A 15,369-nucleotide genomic window follows, 5' to 3' on the forward strand; every position below is an offset into this window, starting at 1 on the left:
TCCATGAGGGGGTGAATAGGGGGTGAATAAGAATGCCGGACCCAGCCCTTGAGGCGCCATGGCGGCGAGGTTGCATAAGTGTTTGGAACCGCGACCGCCGCACGCGGTTTGACCTGTGTTTCCTGTGGATTACGTGCGGCGGGTCCACGTCACCGGCGCCCTCTCGCGCGGGCCTTCTTTGGCCGCTTCGCGCGGCCCGCAAGCGACGCGGGCGTCTCCTTCGCGAGCGCGTCGAAGAACCGGACCGAGGCCTCGATGCCCCGCTCGAAGTTCGCGACGCGGATGTGCTCGTTCGGCGCATGCAGGTTCTCGTCGTGGAGGCCGAAGCCCATGAGGACGGTGGGGACGCCGAGGACGTCCGCGAACGTCCCGACGACCGGGATGGAGCCTCCCTCGGCCGCGAACACGACCTTCGTTCCCGGGAAGGCGCCTTCGAGGGCGCGCACGCCGGCGCCGAGCGCGCGATGGTCGATCGGCACCTTCGCCGGGGGGTTCGCGCTCGGCTGCTCGACCTTGAAGCGGATGCCGGGCGCGCGCTTCTCGAAGTCCTTGACGAACGCGCGGAACCGTCTTCCGACCTTCTGCGGGTCCTGCCTCCCGACGAGACGCATCGAGACCTTCGCGTGGGCCTCGTTCGGGAGCACGGTCTTCTGACCCGCGCCGATGTACCCGCCCCAGAAGCCGTTGACTTCGAACGTCGGCCGCACGGTGGTGGCCTCGATGGGCGTCCAGCCCTTCTCCACGAAGAGCTTCCCGAGACCGAGGGACCGCCGATACTTCGCCTCGTTGAACGGCAGCTTCGCGAGGGCCTTGCGCTCGTCGGCATCGACCTCCGCCCCTTCGTAGAATCCGGGGATGAGCACGCGGCCCGTCTTCGGGTCCTTCGCGGCGGCGAGGAGCTTCGCGAGCCACTCGACCGCGTTCGGGACGGCGCCGCCGAACGTGCCCGAGTGCAGGTCGCCCGCGGCGCCGCGCGCCGTGACGTAGAAGTAAGCGAGACCGCGCAGGCTGTAGACGATGGAGGGGTGCTTCTCGTCCCACATGGAGGAGTCGGAGATGAGGACCACGTCGGCCGCGAGCCGCTTCGCGTGATCGCGCACCGCCTGCTCGAGGTTGCGGCTTCCCACCTCCTCCTCGCCCTCGATCATGAACTTCACGTTCACCGGCAGGCGTCCGTTCGCGGCGAGGTGCGCCTCGACGCCCTTGATGTGCGTGAACATCTGACCCTTGTCGTCCGTCGCGCCGCGCGCGTACACCTTTCCGTCGCGCACCGTGGGCTCGAAGGCGGGCGAGTGCCAGAGCTCGAGCGGCTCCGCAGGCTGGACGTCGTAATGGCCGTAGACCAGCACCGTCGGGGCGCCCTCCGCATGGAGCCAGTCGCCGTAGATCCAGGGGTGGCCCCGTGCGTCGCGCGCGCCGGTCGGAACGACCTCGACGTTCTCGAGGCCCGCCCGCCGCATCGCATCCGCGACCCACGTCGCGGCGCGCTCCATGTCCTTCGCGCGCTCGGGTTGGGCGCTCACGCTCGGGATGCGCAGAAGCTCAAACAGCTCCGCGAGGCTCGTCTCGCGGCGCGCGCGGGCGTGCGCGACCGGGTCCGGCATGGACATCGCCACGGCGCGGGGGCAGTATAAAACCCCTCGACACGGACCGCGCCTTGGCGCGGGGCGCGCCTTCATGAGCCGGCCGACCGCTCGACGGGCGGGCTGACCCCTTGGCGATCGACCCGCTCCCGATCCTCGCGACGTTCGCCGGCGTGATCGCGCTCGGGTTCCTCGGCTACGTCCTTTTCGACCGCACCCGCATCACGGACGTCCTGCTCCTCATCGCCTTCGGCGTCCTCGTGGGCCCCGTGTTCGGCGTCTTCGACGTCGAGGGCTTCAAGAGCGCGAGCGGTCTCGTGGGCACGCTCGCGCTCATCGTCATCATGTTCGATGGCGGGCTCGGCCTCCATCTCCGCGACCTCGTCTCGGGCATCGCGCGCTCGACCGTGCTCGCGGTCGTGGGCTTCGTCGCGACGGTGGGGCTCATCGCGGGCGTCGGCCATTTCCACCTCGGCCTCGATTGGCCGGCGGCGGCGCTCCTCGGCACCATCCTCGGCGGCACGTCGGGCGTCATCATCATGCCGATCATCTCGCGCACGACCGCCGCGAACGGCACGCGCGTCCTGCTTTCGGTCGAGAGCGCCCTCACGGACGTGCTCTGCGTCATCGGCACCGTGACGCTCGTCGCCTTCTTCACGACGACCGCCGACGCGAGCTCGGGCGAGCGCGTAGGCGGAGCGCTCCGGAGCATCGCCTCGCAATTCTCGACGGCGATCGTGCTCGGCCTCTTCGGAGGCGTGGTGTGGCTGCGTCTCCTCAAGCGTCTCCAGTCGATGCGCTACAGCTACATGATCACGCTCTCGGCCATCCTCTTCCTCTACGTGGGCGCCGAGGCCGTGGGCGGCAACGGAGCGATCGCGGCCCTCATCTTCGGCGTCGTGCTCGGAAACGGCTTCATCATCGCGAGGAAGCTCGCCTTCGAGGGTCTCGAGTTCAGCGACCAGCAGCGCCAGTTCCAATCCGAGGTGGCGTTCCTCATCCGCGCCTTCTTCTTCGTGTACCTCGGCGTCATCCTCGACCCCGCGCTCGTCCTTCAGACGAGGTTCCTCGTCGACGCCGCCGTCATCCTCGCGGCCGCCCTCGCCGCGCGCGTGCTCGCCGTCTCGCTCGCGACGCGCGGAGACGGCGAGACCTCGAAGGATCGCGGGCTCATCACGCTCCTCTTTCCCCGCGGCCTCGCGGCGGCGGTGCTCGCGGGCCTCCCGGCGGCGGCCGGCGTTCCCGGCACGGAGAGCTTTGTAGCCCTCGCGTTCATCGTCATCGTCGCGACGAACCTCGTGGGCACGGGGGCCGTCGTCGGCTACGAGATGAAGAAGCGGCGGATGGTCGACGTGCCTGTCGTCGCGCCCACGGCCGAAGCGCCGGCATCCGTTCCCGACGAAGCCGCCCGCTGAAGGGGCCACAAGGCATTCCCTTCGCGAACCGCCACGAAGGACCATGCCCGAGCAGCCTTACGAGGAGAAGGACGACACGGCCGGGCCCGCGGCGAAGCGAGCCATCGGGACCGTCGCGCGCGAAGGGCGGCCCACCCCAGAAACGCGCACGGGCGAACCGATGGACCGCACGCTTTCGCGGCGCATCGCGCGATCGCACGGCATCCCGACCGATCTCGACCTCCGGCTCGACAGCCTTCGGTTCCCCGCGGCGAAAGCCACGCTCGAGCGCGCCCTCGCGGACGCCGAAGGCGACGTCGGGACGGGCTGGCGCCGTGTCCGCGACCTCGTCGAGCGCCTCCCCAAGGACGAGTACGCCTCCGGCAAGGAGGTCCGCCAGGCCCTCGCCCGCCTCGCCGGGGAGGACGTGCGATAGGTCGATGGGTCCGTTCGCCCGCCGCCCAACCTCAAGCGAGGGCAGAAGGCCACCCCGCGCCTCGTGGGGTCGATGAACGCGCGAAACCCCCTCGCGAAGCGCCTCGGAAACGTGACCGCCCTCCTCGCCCTGCTCGCGGCTGCGGGCACCGGGCAGGCCATGTACATCGAGACACCGCTCCTCATCGACGCGCCCCACCGCGTCGACGTCGGCGACGTCATCGACATCACGATCATGCCCGCGAACGACACGCATCGCGCCGCCTTCGCGGGGCGCGTCGTGAGGATCGTCGCCGTCGACTTCGAGACGAACACGCTCACCGTCATCGTTGAAGCGCTGACGCTCGACGCGTCCGCGAGCGCGAAGTTCCAGTGGACGGTGCCCGCCGAGCGCGACGCGCAGAATCTCGAGATCCGCGTCCTCGCCGCGAAGGAGACGGTCGCCTTCAAGCACGTCGTCGTCGGCGACGCGGAGGAGATGGCCTTCGCCCTCGGCAAGGGCAACCTCGAGTCGCAATCCGGCCCCGCCGGGGACAAGACGGCCGACCGCCCGGTCGACGAGCGGCCCGCGGCCACGCCCGGGGCGGGCCTCGTGGTGGCCCTCGCGGCCGGGCTCGTCGCCGCCGTCGCCGTCGCCGCCGCGACCGTGCGCCGCAGGTAGAGTGCCTCCAACTCCGGGCGCCCGGGCGACCGGGCGCCCGGTCGTCTGGAGGGTGGGCGCGCGCCCAACCTGGAGCCAAATCCCTTATTCTTCGACGCCCTCCCGGATCGCATGAAGTTCCGAGCCCTGGCCCTCGCGGCCATCGCGACCGCGCTCTTCGCCGCCCCGGCGGCGCAGGCCATCTACATGGTGACCCCCCTCACGATCCAGGCCGACGAGGGGACCGCGAACGTCGGCGACGCCGTGCCCATCACGGTGACCGCCTACAACGACTCGACGCAGGCCGACTGGGCCGGCAAGACCATCGCCGTCCGCCTCTTCGTGGTCGAGACCGAGGAGGAACACCTCGTTCTCGAGTCCCTCGCGCTCGACGAGAAGGCGGCCGCCGCGTTCACGTGGGACGTCCCCGCGTACGCCGACGACAAGAACGTCGTCCTCCTCCTCAAGAGCGACACGAACGAGACGCTCGCGCGGCGCGACTTCGCGATCGGGGACGCCGAGCCCATCTACCGCCTGATGGCGGAAAGCGGGCCCGGCAACGAGAAGGTCTCCCGCGACGACAGCGCGCTCGACACGGGCGCCCCGCCCGCCTCGCCCTCGCGCACGCCTGGCCCCGCGGCCCTCGCGCTCGTCGGCGCGGGCCTCGCGGCGGCGCTCGGCCTCGCGCTCGCGCGCCGCCGGTAGGCGCGATCAATGGGCGGCTCGCATGACGAGCCGCCCGCCCTCCTCGTCGAACCGGGATCCATAGGCGCGGGACCGCCGGTCGAGCGCGCGGCGGGTCGCCTCCGCGTCCTCGCCGGGCGCGAGGTCGACCGCCGCGCGTCGCGGGTCGATGAGAACGGGGGTGAGCCTCAACGCGCGCGCTTCGCCGTGACCGAGGTCCACCTCGTAGAGGAAAGAACGGTCGTTGCGCAGCCGTGGGTCCACCCGATAATCGTCCACGAAATCCCCCGTGTCGTAAAGGATGAGCGAGCGGCGTCGCCGCTCGACGCCCTGGATGACGTGGGCGCTCGTCCCCCAGAAGACGGCCGCCCCCGCGTCCACGACGGATCGCGCGAAGGTTTCGAACGCGCGCGTCGGTCGCGTCCTCATGTTCGGGCCCCAGTGCGCGGCCACGACCAGCGCGTCGCATGCCCGGTGGGCGCGGGCCACGCGCGCAAGCAGCGAACCGTGGGCCCGCGACCCGGGTTCGATCGGACACCACGCGACGCCGGGACGCGAGGGCCCCGCGGCCCAACCGGGCTCGTTGTCGGTGAAGGCGAGGAGACCGACCCGCATGCCGCGGGATTCCACGAATGCGGGCGTCCAGGCTTCATCCGCGTCGCGACCCGCGCCCGCGCGCGCGATCCCCGCGGCGTCGAGCCGCTCGAGCATGTCCACGAACGCTTCCGGTCCGTAGTCGAAAACGTGGTTGTTCGCGAGCGTCACCGCGTCGATTGCGGCCGCGCGCAGCGCGGCGATCGCCTCGGGGGGCGCCCGGAAGTTGAAGGTCTTATCGACCGGGGCGCCCCGGTTCGAGACGACGCATTCGAGGTTCACGAAGCGCAGATCGGCGGCGAGGAGCGCCGGAAGCGTCCCGCCCCAGACGTGCTCCGCGCCGGCCTCCCTCAGCCGTTCCCCGACATGGCGACCGAGCATGACGTCACCCGCAAGCGCGACCCTGGGCATGAGCGACCAGCGGGCGGCGGGACCGAATGTCTTCGCGCCGCTTCCTCGATCAGAGGACGTAGCGCCCTGCTTGCTGGACCCTCTCGCCGTCGAGCCACACGTCGGTCTCGAGGATGACGCAGTCGACGTGGGTCTTCTCGTGCCAGGGCGCGCCCGTCTCCTCGGGATACGGGTTTCCGAACGCGACGTGGACGCCCACGATCTTCTCGTCCTGGAGGAGGTTGCCGACGAGCCGCGTGAGGCCCAGGTTCGTGCCGAGCGCGAACTCGCCCGCCCGCGCCGAGTTGGGCCCCGTCTGCAGATAGGCGCGGAACTCGGCGACGACCTCGGGGGTGCCGCCCGCGATGCTTTCGAGGTCGACCCACGAATCGCGCACGTCGAAGCGCACCGGAGGCACGAGCTCCCCGTATTTCTCGGAGAAGAAGTCCCCGAGCAGGTTCGTGACGACGCGCCCGTTCATGCGGTACGGCGCGGTGTACGTCTCGCCCGCGGGAAGGTTTCCCCAATCCCCCCTGCGGTGGAACTTGCCGGTGTCGGCGAGCCACTTCCAGTCGCTCTTGAACTCGACCGAGAAGTCCGTTCCGTTCGGGTTCGTGACGCGGGCGGTGCGCGCGCGCTTGGCTCGCTCGAACACCTTGAGGGTGAGCGCCTCGACGGCGTCGTAGTCCGCGTTCATGCCCTCCTCCATGAGGACGCGCGTGACCCCGGGCATGTGGCCGTGCCGGGCGCGACCGCGGATGTACTTGCGGAATTCCATCCGCGCGGGCAGCTCGCCCTTCACGCTCGCGGCGGCCCAGACGGTGACGTCCGCGCGGGAAGCGGCTTCGGCGAGCGCCTTGGGGACCTCCTTGAGCGGTCGCGCGCCGAGGTCGTCGAGATCGAAGCGCTCGACCGCGTCCGTCGCCGCGCGCGCGTGACGCTCGATCGCGTCTCCGATGTCGCGTGTCGATCCATCCGTCACGAGGACGACGCGCTCGCCGCGCTTGACGGCGAGGCACGTGGTCACGACGTTGCGCGCGCCCTGGTCGAGGGAGCCCATCGCGCCCGGACCGGGAGGCGTCTGGATAAGGGTTCCCGTACGGGCCCCGGGCCCGAGCCGCTGGCTTCAAGGTCGGCGCCGCGCGTGGGCGCGCGATGCGTCTCCTGTCCAGGCCCCGCGTGGCGGCCTCGATCGCGCTCGAGCGCGACCACGTCCGCGTCGCCCTCCCCCCCGCGGCGCGCGCGCTCGCGCTCAAACGGGACATCCTCGTTCCGTATTCGACGATCCGCGAATCGATCGCGACCGACGCCCCGTGGCCGGGCATCTTCGCGTTCAGGGTCGGAACCCACGTGCCGGGCGTCGTGTGCCTCGGCCGGTTCTGGATCGACGGCGAGAAGCGGTTCTACGCGTTCACGAAGGGCGATCGCGTGTTGACGCTCGCGCTGGACGGCCACGACTTCGACGCCATCGTCGTCGGGGCTCCGGACGCGGACGGGCTCGCGAGCGCCGTCCGGACGAAGCTCAGGTCGACTTCTTGACCTTCGGCATGGGTTTCCAGTTCTGGGCGAGGTCCACGAGGAGCCGCACGCCCGCCCCCGTCGCGGGGCCGGGGCTGTACTCCTCGTTGTAGCCCGGGCGCGCGCCGTCGTCCCACGCCGTCCCCGCGATGTCGACGTGCACCCACGGGTAGTCGACGAAACGCTCGAGAAACTTGCCGCCCTGGATCGCGTGCGCGGGGCGGCCGCCGGAATTCTTCACGTCCGCGATCTTCGAGTCGACGAGCCGGTCGTACTCCTCGTAGAAGGGCAGCCGGAACACGCGCTCCCGCGTGCGCGTCGCGCTCGCCTCGAGGCGCGCCATCAGCTCCTCGCTGTTGCCCATGATGCCGGAGGTCTGGTTGCCGAGCGCCACCACGACGCCGCCCGTGAGCGTCGCGAGGTCGACCACCGCGGCCGGGTCGTAGCGCGCCGCGTACGAGAGCGCGTCCGCGAGCACGAGGCGACCTTCGGCGTCCGTGTTGATGATCTCCATCGTCTTGCCGTTCATCGCCGTGATGACGTCGCCCGGCTTGAGCGCGGACCCGGACGGCATGTTGTCCGTGAGCGGCGCGAGCCCGACGACGCGCTGGGGGATCTTGAGGAGCGCGCAGGCCCGCAGGAACCCGAAGACCGCGGCGGCGCCGGACTTGTCGCTTTTCATCTCGTCCATCTTGTCCGCGGGCTTGATCGAGATGCCGCCCGTGTCGAACGTGATCCCCTTCCCGACCGCGACGAACGGGGCGCCGGACTTCGAGCCCTCGTGCTCGAGGACGACGAAGCGGGGCTCGCGCGCGCTTCCCTGGTTGACGCCGAGGAGGCCGCCCATGCCGAGCTTCTCGATCTCCTTCTTCGCGAGGACGGTGCACTTGAGGCCGACCTCCCTGGCCATGGCAGCGACGGTCTTCGCGATCGCTTCGGGATGCGCGTCGGGTCCCGAGACGGCGGCGATGTCGCGCGTGAAGTTCGTGCTCTCCGCGATGATCGCGCCGACGCGGACGCCTTCCTGGAGGTCCGCGAGCCGGCGGCGGTCGTTCTCGACAAGGATGACCTCGGCGAGCCGGCCGCGCTCCTCCTCGGCCTTCTTCTTCGTCCCCTCGCCGCGGTAGCGGTCGAAGCGATAGAGGCCGAGGAGGGCGCCCTCGGCAAGCGCTTGGCCCACGGCCTTCGCGGGGAGCCCCCCGATGCCGGCGCCGTGCGCGACCGTCGCGAACGACGCGACGCCGAGCTCGCGGGCGCGTTTCGCGGCGCGCGCGGAGACCTGGCGGACCTTGTCGAGGTCGGTCTTCGCGGGGTCGCCGAGGCCGATGAGCAGGATGCGCTTCGCGGCGCCTTCCCCCGGGTAGAGGACGAGCGTCTCCTTGAGCTTCCCCTTGAAATCGCCGGCCGCGAGCGCCCGGGCGATCGCGCCGCCCGAGGCCGCGTCCACGGCGCCCGTCGCGCCCGCGGGCTTCTTCACGCCTTCGAAGAGATTGACGACGACGAGGTCCGTCGGGACCTCCTGGACCTGACCCTGCCGGACGACGAGCTTGAGCGCGATGCGAAACCCCGCGTGGCGCACCGGGCGCGAGGCTGAAAAAGATTGCGCGCCGCGATGCCGTCTGGAGGCGGGGGAGCCGCGCGCGAGGGGTCACGAGGTCAGGCGCCCTCGACCGCACCCCTCCGGCGTCGCCGCGTGGGACCGGACGACGTCCGCTCGAAGGCTTGATGCTCCCGCCCATCCCTGAAGGCGCAGGGAGAGGAGAGCTATCGGGCAGGCTCCGGATTCAATGAGCGTGAGCGATCGACCGCCGCGAACCAAGGGTCGCCTCGGGGCCCTTCTCGTCGCCGCCCTGTTCGTCGCGCCGCCCCTCGCCGCGGCGCTCGAGGCCGAGGCTCCGTCCCTCGCGCGCGAACCGACCCCGAGCGACACCCTCCTGCCGCCTTTCCCCCTCATCGACCGTTCGCGCGATCGACCCGTCGCGGACGCGGGCGTTCACGGCGTCCTCCTCGACATCCTCCGCCAGGTGCCGGACCCGACGTCGATCGGCGGCACGATGGCCGACCTCCTCCCGATGACGGTCGAGGAGACCATCGAACGCATGGCGACCGACCCCTCCGCGAAGGTGAATACGATCACGTTCCCGCCGCAACCCGACGTCTACGTCATCACCGGCGTCCACCACGTGCACGAAAGCTGGGTCTTCCAGAGCGAAGTCCGATTCGAGAACGCGGAGATCATCTACCACAGCACCCGGGCCTCGAACGAGCACTGGTCGATCCGGGGCGACCCGAACGTGAAGATCACGGTCCTTAACTCCCGCTTCCGGCAAGTGGACGGGGACCGGGCGGCGTACGGCACGCTGAACGCGCGCGGCGACCTCCTCATCCGGAATTCCCACTTCAGCGAGGTGACCGTGTATGCGGACGTCTATTACTCCAAGGTCAATGACGTCGTCACCGTGGCCTACGCGGGCAACAGCCGCATCGAGGATTCGAAGTTCGAGAACGCGATCACGGGCCTCACCGTCACCCAGAACATCACAGTCGAGCGCTCGCTCTTCACGAAGAGCTACACGGGCATGCGCATCGCCAAACACGCCGCGATGCGCGGGATGGGCATCGGCACGGTCCGGGATTCCACCTTCGTGATGAACACGATCGGCCTCGAGATCGCCTCAGGCGCGGGCGGCACGTACGAATCGCTCCACGCCACGGCGAACGGCATCGGCGTCAAGTGCGCCTCGAACGGCGACCACGACGGCGTCACCCAGACCAAGGAGGTGCCGCCGCCGGTCGTCCGCAACTCGAACCTGATGGAGAACTACGGCGACGCCATCCAGGGCGTGAACGGCATCACGCTCACGGTCGGCACCGTCACGGTCAACGTCCCGACGAGCGAGTGCGACTACCTCGACAACCACTACGGCGGAACGGGCGTCTATGCGGACACGGTCTTCGCGAGCAACATGGACGAGCTCAACGTTCGCCGGGCCACGGCATGGAGCCTCCCCAACGTCCCCGCCCTCCCGTTCGCGCTCCAGATCATCACGACAGCCGTCACCATCCCCGCGAGCGGATCGCTCTCGCTCTCGGGGCCGCTCATCGTCAAATTCCCCGGTTCGCTCACCATGACGGGGACGCCCACGACGCGACCCCAGATGCACGCGAACGGGTTCCCGTTCGGCGCGAAACCCAACGGCCGCATGACCCTCACGCGCACGGACGTGAACGGCGACACGAACCTGTTCTTGCGCAACGACAACGACACGGTGACCGAGGTCGACCTCAAGGGCGGCTTCCTGTTCCACGGCGTTTACGCCCACCGCACAAACGCGACCATCTCGAAGCTCAACGTCCTGGGAGGCGGCCCGAACGGCTACGGTCTCTACTACATCGCGGGCACGCTCGTGGGCGACGCGGTCTACACGCACCTCGTGCAGGACAGCACGTTCAGGAACGCGGGCCTCGGCGGCATCGCCGCGCTTCTCGACGTGCCGACGATCCGCCGCAACACGATCGAGGATGTGGGCGGGTCGGGCATCATCATGGCGCTCGCCGCGAATCCCAAGGTGGAGAGCAACACGGTGCGACGGGTCGGCTCGAACGGCATCGCGAGCCTCCTCAACACGAACACGCTCATCGAGGGCAATACCGTCTCGCACGTCCCGACCGCGATCCTGCCCGCGCTCGACGTGTCGGCCGCGAACGTCAAGAACAACAAAGTCTCGCACATGCGCATCGGGATCGGGGCCGTCATCGAGCAGGTGACGACCGACGGCAACCTTCTCGAGAAGGGCCACCTCGGCATCCTGAGCGGCCTCAACCCGTCCATGCTTTCGAAGAACGACCGGTTCGCGAGCCTCGTCACAGGCTTCTTCAGCCAGACGGACCCGAACCCGGCCAAAGTCGAGAACGCCCTCTTCACCTACAACGTCATGGGCCTCGGGGTTCTCGACGGCACGGTGGATGCGAAAGACAATGACTTCCTCCACCACGCGGGCGCCGCGCTCTTCACGTGGGACGCGGAAGCCCTCGCGTCGATCAACTGCGCGGATTGCCACATGACCTCGGGCGACACGGTCGACGGCACCGTCACACCCGCGGTGGCGACGTGGCGGTCGACGCCCGACGCCGGCAAGATCAAGCCCCAGTGGTGGCCGAAGGCCCAGACCATCAGCGCCGGGAAATACACGCCCCCCGCCCTCCTCGAAGGCCCTGTCTTCGCGGCGAACGGCGCGACGATCGAGATCCTCGACAAGACGATCGACCTCGCGGGATTCGGCATCGCCGCGAAGGGCACGGCCACGGAGGGCAAGCTCGACGTCCGCCGCTCGGACCTCAAGGGAGGCGCCTTCATCGCCTTCGATTCCGCGGGGACGGTCTTCCAGGACAACGTGGTGACCGACTTCAGTTGGGGCACGTCCCTCTACGCCTACCGCAAGGCGCCCACGGCCTCGGTGTCCTGCAACTGGATCAAGAACACGCACGCAGCGCTCGCCTATGCTCGCGGTGCGTCGAGTTCGATCCTCAAGCTTGATCGCAATCTGTTCGAGAATTTCTCCGAATTCCGCCTCGGCATGGACCGCCGCATCGGGAGCTACGCCGAGAACGCCGAGGTGAAGAACGGCGCGTTCCTTCGGATCGGGAGCGCGTCCGTCTCGGGCGTCGACCGCGCGGGGAAAGGAACCCTCACGCTCACGGACAACAATTTCCTGAGCGGCCGCAGCGGCTTCGAGGACTACGCCGGCAATTCCGGGCACAAGGTGCCGGAGCAGGGCGCCCCGCAGGCCGACGTCCGCAACAACTTCTGGGCCCTCCCCGACGGGCCCCGCGTGATCGAGCGGAGATTCGTCCTCACGAAGATCGAAACCGAAACGACGCGCAACAGCCCGGGCGCGGAGCTCAGCCTGTGGGTCGACTCGCAAACCGGCAAAGCGCTCTGGGAACCCTTCCGCGTCGCGCCCGCCTCGCAGCTTCCCTGCACGCGGCCATTCTCGTCCACCCCCGCGTCCGCAACCGAGCTCGACACGATCACGTTCACGACGCGGTCCTTCGACCCCTCGGGCTTCGGAACGACCTCGACGTGGGACTTCGGCGACGGGTCGGCGACGGCCGCGGGGGCAATCGTCTCGCATCGTTTCCTCGACGGCGGCCCCCACACGGTGACCGAAACGGTCACCACGGGACAGGGCCGATCGTCGACCGTGAGCAGGACGATCACCGTCGCCCACGTGAACCCGGTTGCTGACTTCGCCGAGACGATTGTGAACGAACTCACGCCGGTGCCCTTCACGGACCTCTCGACGCACCCGAACCCGGCGGACGCGCCGCCCACCGGCTGGACGTACGCTTGGGACTTCGACGCGAGCGGCACCACGGACAGCACGGTCCGCGAGCCTTCCCACCGGTATGTCGACGGCGGCCCCTGGACCGCGCGCCTGACGGTGACCGACAACGACGGCCGCACGCACGTCCGGAACAAGGCGCTCGTCATCCCCCACGTCCCGCCGGTCGCGGGCTTCTCGACCGCGGGCGCCCTCGAGACGGATGTCTGGGCCTTCACGGACACGAGCACGCATCCCAACGCTCCCCGGGACGGGATTCAGGCGCGGGCCTGGAGCTGCACGGACGGCTTCACCGCGACGAGCGCGAACCCGACGCACAAGTTCGCCGACGGCGGGACCTACGGCTGCACGCTCACCGTCCACGACAACGACGGCATGAGCGACTCCGAGGGCGCGACGCTCGCCGTCGCGCACGTCCCGCCCCTCGCCGCCTTCGACGTCGCGGGGGCGAAGGACAGCGACACGTGGACCCTCACGGACCGCAGCACGCACCCCAACGCGCCCACCGACGGCATCACGACGCGGGCCTGGAGCTGCAGCGACGGCGCGAGCGGGTCCGCCGCGACGCTTGCGCACAAGTTCGCGGACGGCGGTTCCTACACGTGTTCGATCCTCGTCGGCGACAATGACGGCCTCACGGCCACGGCGGAGCGCTCGATCGCGGTCGCCCACTCGGCGCCCGTCGCCGCGTTCACGTGGACCGGCAGCCTAGAAACCGACACCTTCGCCTTCATCGACGGGAGCACGCACCCCAACGCCCCTGTCGACGCCATCGTCTCGCGCCTCTGGGAATGCGACGACGGCTTCGCGAGCACCGAGGCCGCCCCGACGCACCGCTTCGCGGACGGAGGAACGAAGCGCTGCACGCTCAGCGTGACGGACGATGACGGGATCGTGACGAGCGTCACGAAGTCGGTCGCCGTGGGCCACGTCGCGCCGCTCCCCGACTTCACGCACGCGGGCGCCACCGAGCTCGACACGTGGAGCTTCACCGACGCGAGCACGCACCCGAACCCGGCCGACGCGCCGCCCGCAGGCTGGAGCTGGTCATGGAATCTCGGGGACGGGTCGAGCGCGACCGGCGCCTCGACGACCCGCCGCTACGCGGACGGCGGCACGAAGACGGTCCGCCTCACGGCGACCGACAACGACGGCGTCAGCGCCTTCGCCGAGAAGAGCCTCGTCGTCGCCCACGTCCACCCCGTCGCGGACTTCACGTTCACGGGCGCGCTTGAGAGCGAGACGTTCGCGTTCGCGGACGCGAGCACGCACCCGAACGCGCCGCACGACGGCATCGCGACGCGCGCGTGGAGCTGCACGGACGGATGGACCTCCACCGCCGCCGCCCCGACGCACAAGTTCGTCGACGCGGGGACGTACACCTGCAGCCTCACGGTGACCGACAACGACGGGCGCTCCTCAACCATCGCGAAGAGCGTTCTCGTGGGCGTGACGCGGCCCGTCGTCTCGTTCACCGTCCTCGGCGCGAAGGAGACGGACACGTACGTCTTCACCGACGCCACGACGCATCCGAACCCGGACGACGCTCCGCCGACGGGTTGGACCTGGAGCTGGGCCTTCGGTGACGGCGGGACGTCGGCGATCCGGAGCTCCACGCGGCGATACGCCGACGGCGGCGAATACGTCGTGGTCCATCGCGCGACCGACAACGACGGCGAGGGCGGCGAGGCGACCCGTACCGTGAGCGTCGCCCATATCGCGCCCCTCGCGGCTTTCAGCGTCTCCGATCTCGCGCCCGAGCTCGGCGAACTCGTGACCTTCACGGACGCCTCGACCCATCCGAACGCGCCGAACGACGCGATCGTCTCGTGGTCGTGGACGTTCGGGGACGGCGCATCGAGCGCGGCGCGGAATCCGACGCACAGTTACTCCGCCGTGGGCTCGTACACCGTGCGGCTCGTTGTGACGGACGACGATGGAATGACGCGCGAGGCGACGGCGATCGTGAATGCAGGCAACCTGCCGCCGGTGGCGGACTTCACGTGGAGCCCCTTGTATCCCGAGATGGGCCAGCGCACGAATTTCACGGACCTGTCCCACGATCCCGATGGCAGCATCGTGAACTGGACGTGGTGGGTCGGCGTCCCGCCGTACCGGTACCTCCAGCACCCGACCAACGTGACCTACGCCGCCTCGGGCGGAAAGCTCGTCTGCTTGACCGTGAAAGACGACGGCGGAAGGACGACCACCCGATGCAAGACCATCATGGTTGACGACAACCTCGTTGCGACCGTCCACTTCGACGCGCACCAGCAGAAGGTCTACGAGCCCGTTTCGGGCAAGGTCTGGGTCCGATGGGACCGCTACGGGGGACTTCCCACCCAGAACGCGATGGTCCGATACGAGTCCTGGCTCAAGACGGACCACGCAAGCAACCCTCCCATCACGACCGAGTGGCCGGTCGAATGCGACGCGTACGATTGCCGGTTCGGAACGAGCGTATCGAGTCAACCATACTATCAGTACCAGGAAGGGTCCACCGACTCCGAGGGCAACTTCTACTTCTGGTACTACGACCGCGAGGGCGGCGTCGGAAATTGGGACCTCCGCCGCAACAACGTCCCCGGCCAGCACGACTACCGCATCCTCGTCTGGACCAACCAGGGGATCCTCGGCAATTGGGAGCGCGCCACCATCACGGGGAGCTACTTCGTCGGCGAGGACATCTCGCCGGTGATCAGCCACGGTTGAACGCGCTCAGGTCGGCGCCCGCGGGCGCCGACCTCGTCGCGAAGCGTTCAAAAGCTCATGAGAAGTTATCGCCT

Annotated in this window: 10 protein-coding genes; 6 read left to right on the plus strand and 4 right to left on the minus strand. The window is 69.5% G+C overall.

The window, feature by feature from the left end; all coding sequences use genetic code 11:
* Positions 1-149: 149 nt before the first annotated feature.
* Positions 150-1,604: a dipeptidase gene (locus tag VM889_09680; GenBank protein HVL48814.1), complete on the minus strand. Its 1,455-nt coding sequence runs from the start codon at positions 1,602-1,604 to the stop codon at positions 150-152.
* A 110-nt stretch (positions 1,605-1,714) separates the two neighbouring features.
* Between VM889_09680 and VM889_09685 the strand changes: the two genes are divergently transcribed.
* The 4 genes from VM889_09685 (at position 1,715) to VM889_09700 (ending at position 4,757) form a co-directional block, all read left to right on the plus strand.
* On the plus strand, positions 1,715-2,998 hold the full coding sequence (locus VM889_09685; protein HVL48815.1) for a cation:proton antiporter: 1,284 nt from the start codon (positions 1,715-1,717) through the stop codon (positions 2,996-2,998).
* A 43-nt stretch (positions 2,999-3,041) separates the two neighbouring features.
* A complete protein-coding gene (locus VM889_09690; GenBank protein ID HVL48816.1) occupies positions 3,042-3,413 on the plus strand; it encodes a hypothetical protein in 372 nt (123 codons plus the stop codon).
* Between the two features lie 72 nt (positions 3,414-3,485).
* Positions 3,486-4,073, plus strand: a complete 588-nt coding sequence (locus tag VM889_09695) for a hypothetical protein (protein HVL48817.1) — start codon at positions 3,486-3,488, stop codon at positions 4,071-4,073.
* A gap of 111 nt (positions 4,074-4,184) precedes the next feature.
* Positions 4,185-4,757, plus strand: coding sequence for a hypothetical protein (locus VM889_09700; protein ID HVL48818.1), 573 nt, complete (start codon positions 4,185-4,187; stop codon positions 4,755-4,757).
* A gap of 6 nt (positions 4,758-4,763) precedes the next feature.
* On the opposite strand, the gene VM889_09705 is transcribed toward VM889_09700, so the two are convergent.
* Entirely contained in the window at positions 4,764-5,741 is a 978-nt protein-coding gene (locus tag VM889_09705; protein HVL48819.1) for a CapA family protein, read from the minus strand.
* 49 nt (positions 5,742-5,790) lie between these two features.
* Positions 5,791-6,780: an aminopeptidase gene (locus tag VM889_09710; GenBank protein HVL48820.1), complete on the minus strand. Its 990-nt coding sequence runs from the start codon at positions 6,778-6,780 to the stop codon at positions 5,791-5,793.
* A 95-nt stretch (positions 6,781-6,875) separates the two neighbouring features.
* Between VM889_09710 and VM889_09715 the strand changes: the two genes are divergently transcribed.
* Positions 6,876-7,259, plus strand: coding sequence for a hypothetical protein (locus VM889_09715; GenBank protein HVL48821.1), 384 nt, complete (start codon positions 6,876-6,878; stop codon positions 7,257-7,259).
* Here VM889_09715 and VM889_09720 read toward each other — a convergent pair.
* Positions 7,243-8,817: a leucyl aminopeptidase gene (locus VM889_09720; protein HVL48822.1), complete on the minus strand. Its 1,575-nt coding sequence runs from the start codon at positions 8,815-8,817 to the stop codon at positions 7,243-7,245. The genes VM889_09715 and VM889_09720 overlap by 17 nt on opposite strands.
* 214 nt (positions 8,818-9,031) lie before the next feature.
* Here VM889_09720 and VM889_09725 point away from each other — a divergent pair, with 214 nt between their 5' ends.
* Positions 9,032-15,295: a PKD domain-containing protein gene (locus VM889_09725; GenBank protein ID HVL48823.1), complete on the plus strand. Its 6,264-nt coding sequence runs from the start codon at positions 9,032-9,034 to the stop codon at positions 15,293-15,295.
* Positions 15,296-15,369 lie beyond the last annotated feature (74 nt).

It is taken from the genome of Candidatus Thermoplasmatota archaeon, from assembly GCA_035540375.1.
Taxonomy (GTDB): Archaea; Thermoplasmatota; SW-10-69-26; order JACQPN01; family JAJPHT01; genus DATLGO01.

What these genes read in the sequence shown, in the direction of transcription:
- VM889_09680 (HVL48814.1), bottom strand. Translation starts at nt 1,604, where the DNA reads ATGCCGGACCCGGTCGCGCACGCCCGCGCGCGCCGCGAGACGAGCCTC.
- VM889_09710 (HVL48820.1), bottom strand. Translation starts at nt 6,780, where the DNA reads ATGGGCTCCCTCGACCAGGGCGCGCGCAACGTCGTGACCACGTGCCTC.
- VM889_09705 (HVL48819.1), bottom strand. Translation starts at nt 5,741, where the DNA reads ATGCCCAGGGTCGCGCTTGCGGGTGACGTCATGCTCGGTCGCCATGTC.
- VM889_09715 (HVL48821.1), top strand. Translation starts at nt 6,876, where the DNA reads ATGCGTCTCCTGTCCAGGCCCCGCGTGGCGGCCTCGATCGCGCTCGAG.
- VM889_09690 (HVL48816.1), top strand. Translation starts at nt 3,042, where the DNA reads ATGCCCGAGCAGCCTTACGAGGAGAAGGACGACACGGCCGGGCCCGCG.
- VM889_09700 (HVL48818.1), top strand. Translation starts at nt 4,185, where the DNA reads ATGAAGTTCCGAGCCCTGGCCCTCGCGGCCATCGCGACCGCGCTCTTC.
- VM889_09695 (HVL48817.1), top strand. Translation starts at nt 3,486, where the DNA reads ATGAACGCGCGAAACCCCCTCGCGAAGCGCCTCGGAAACGTGACCGCC.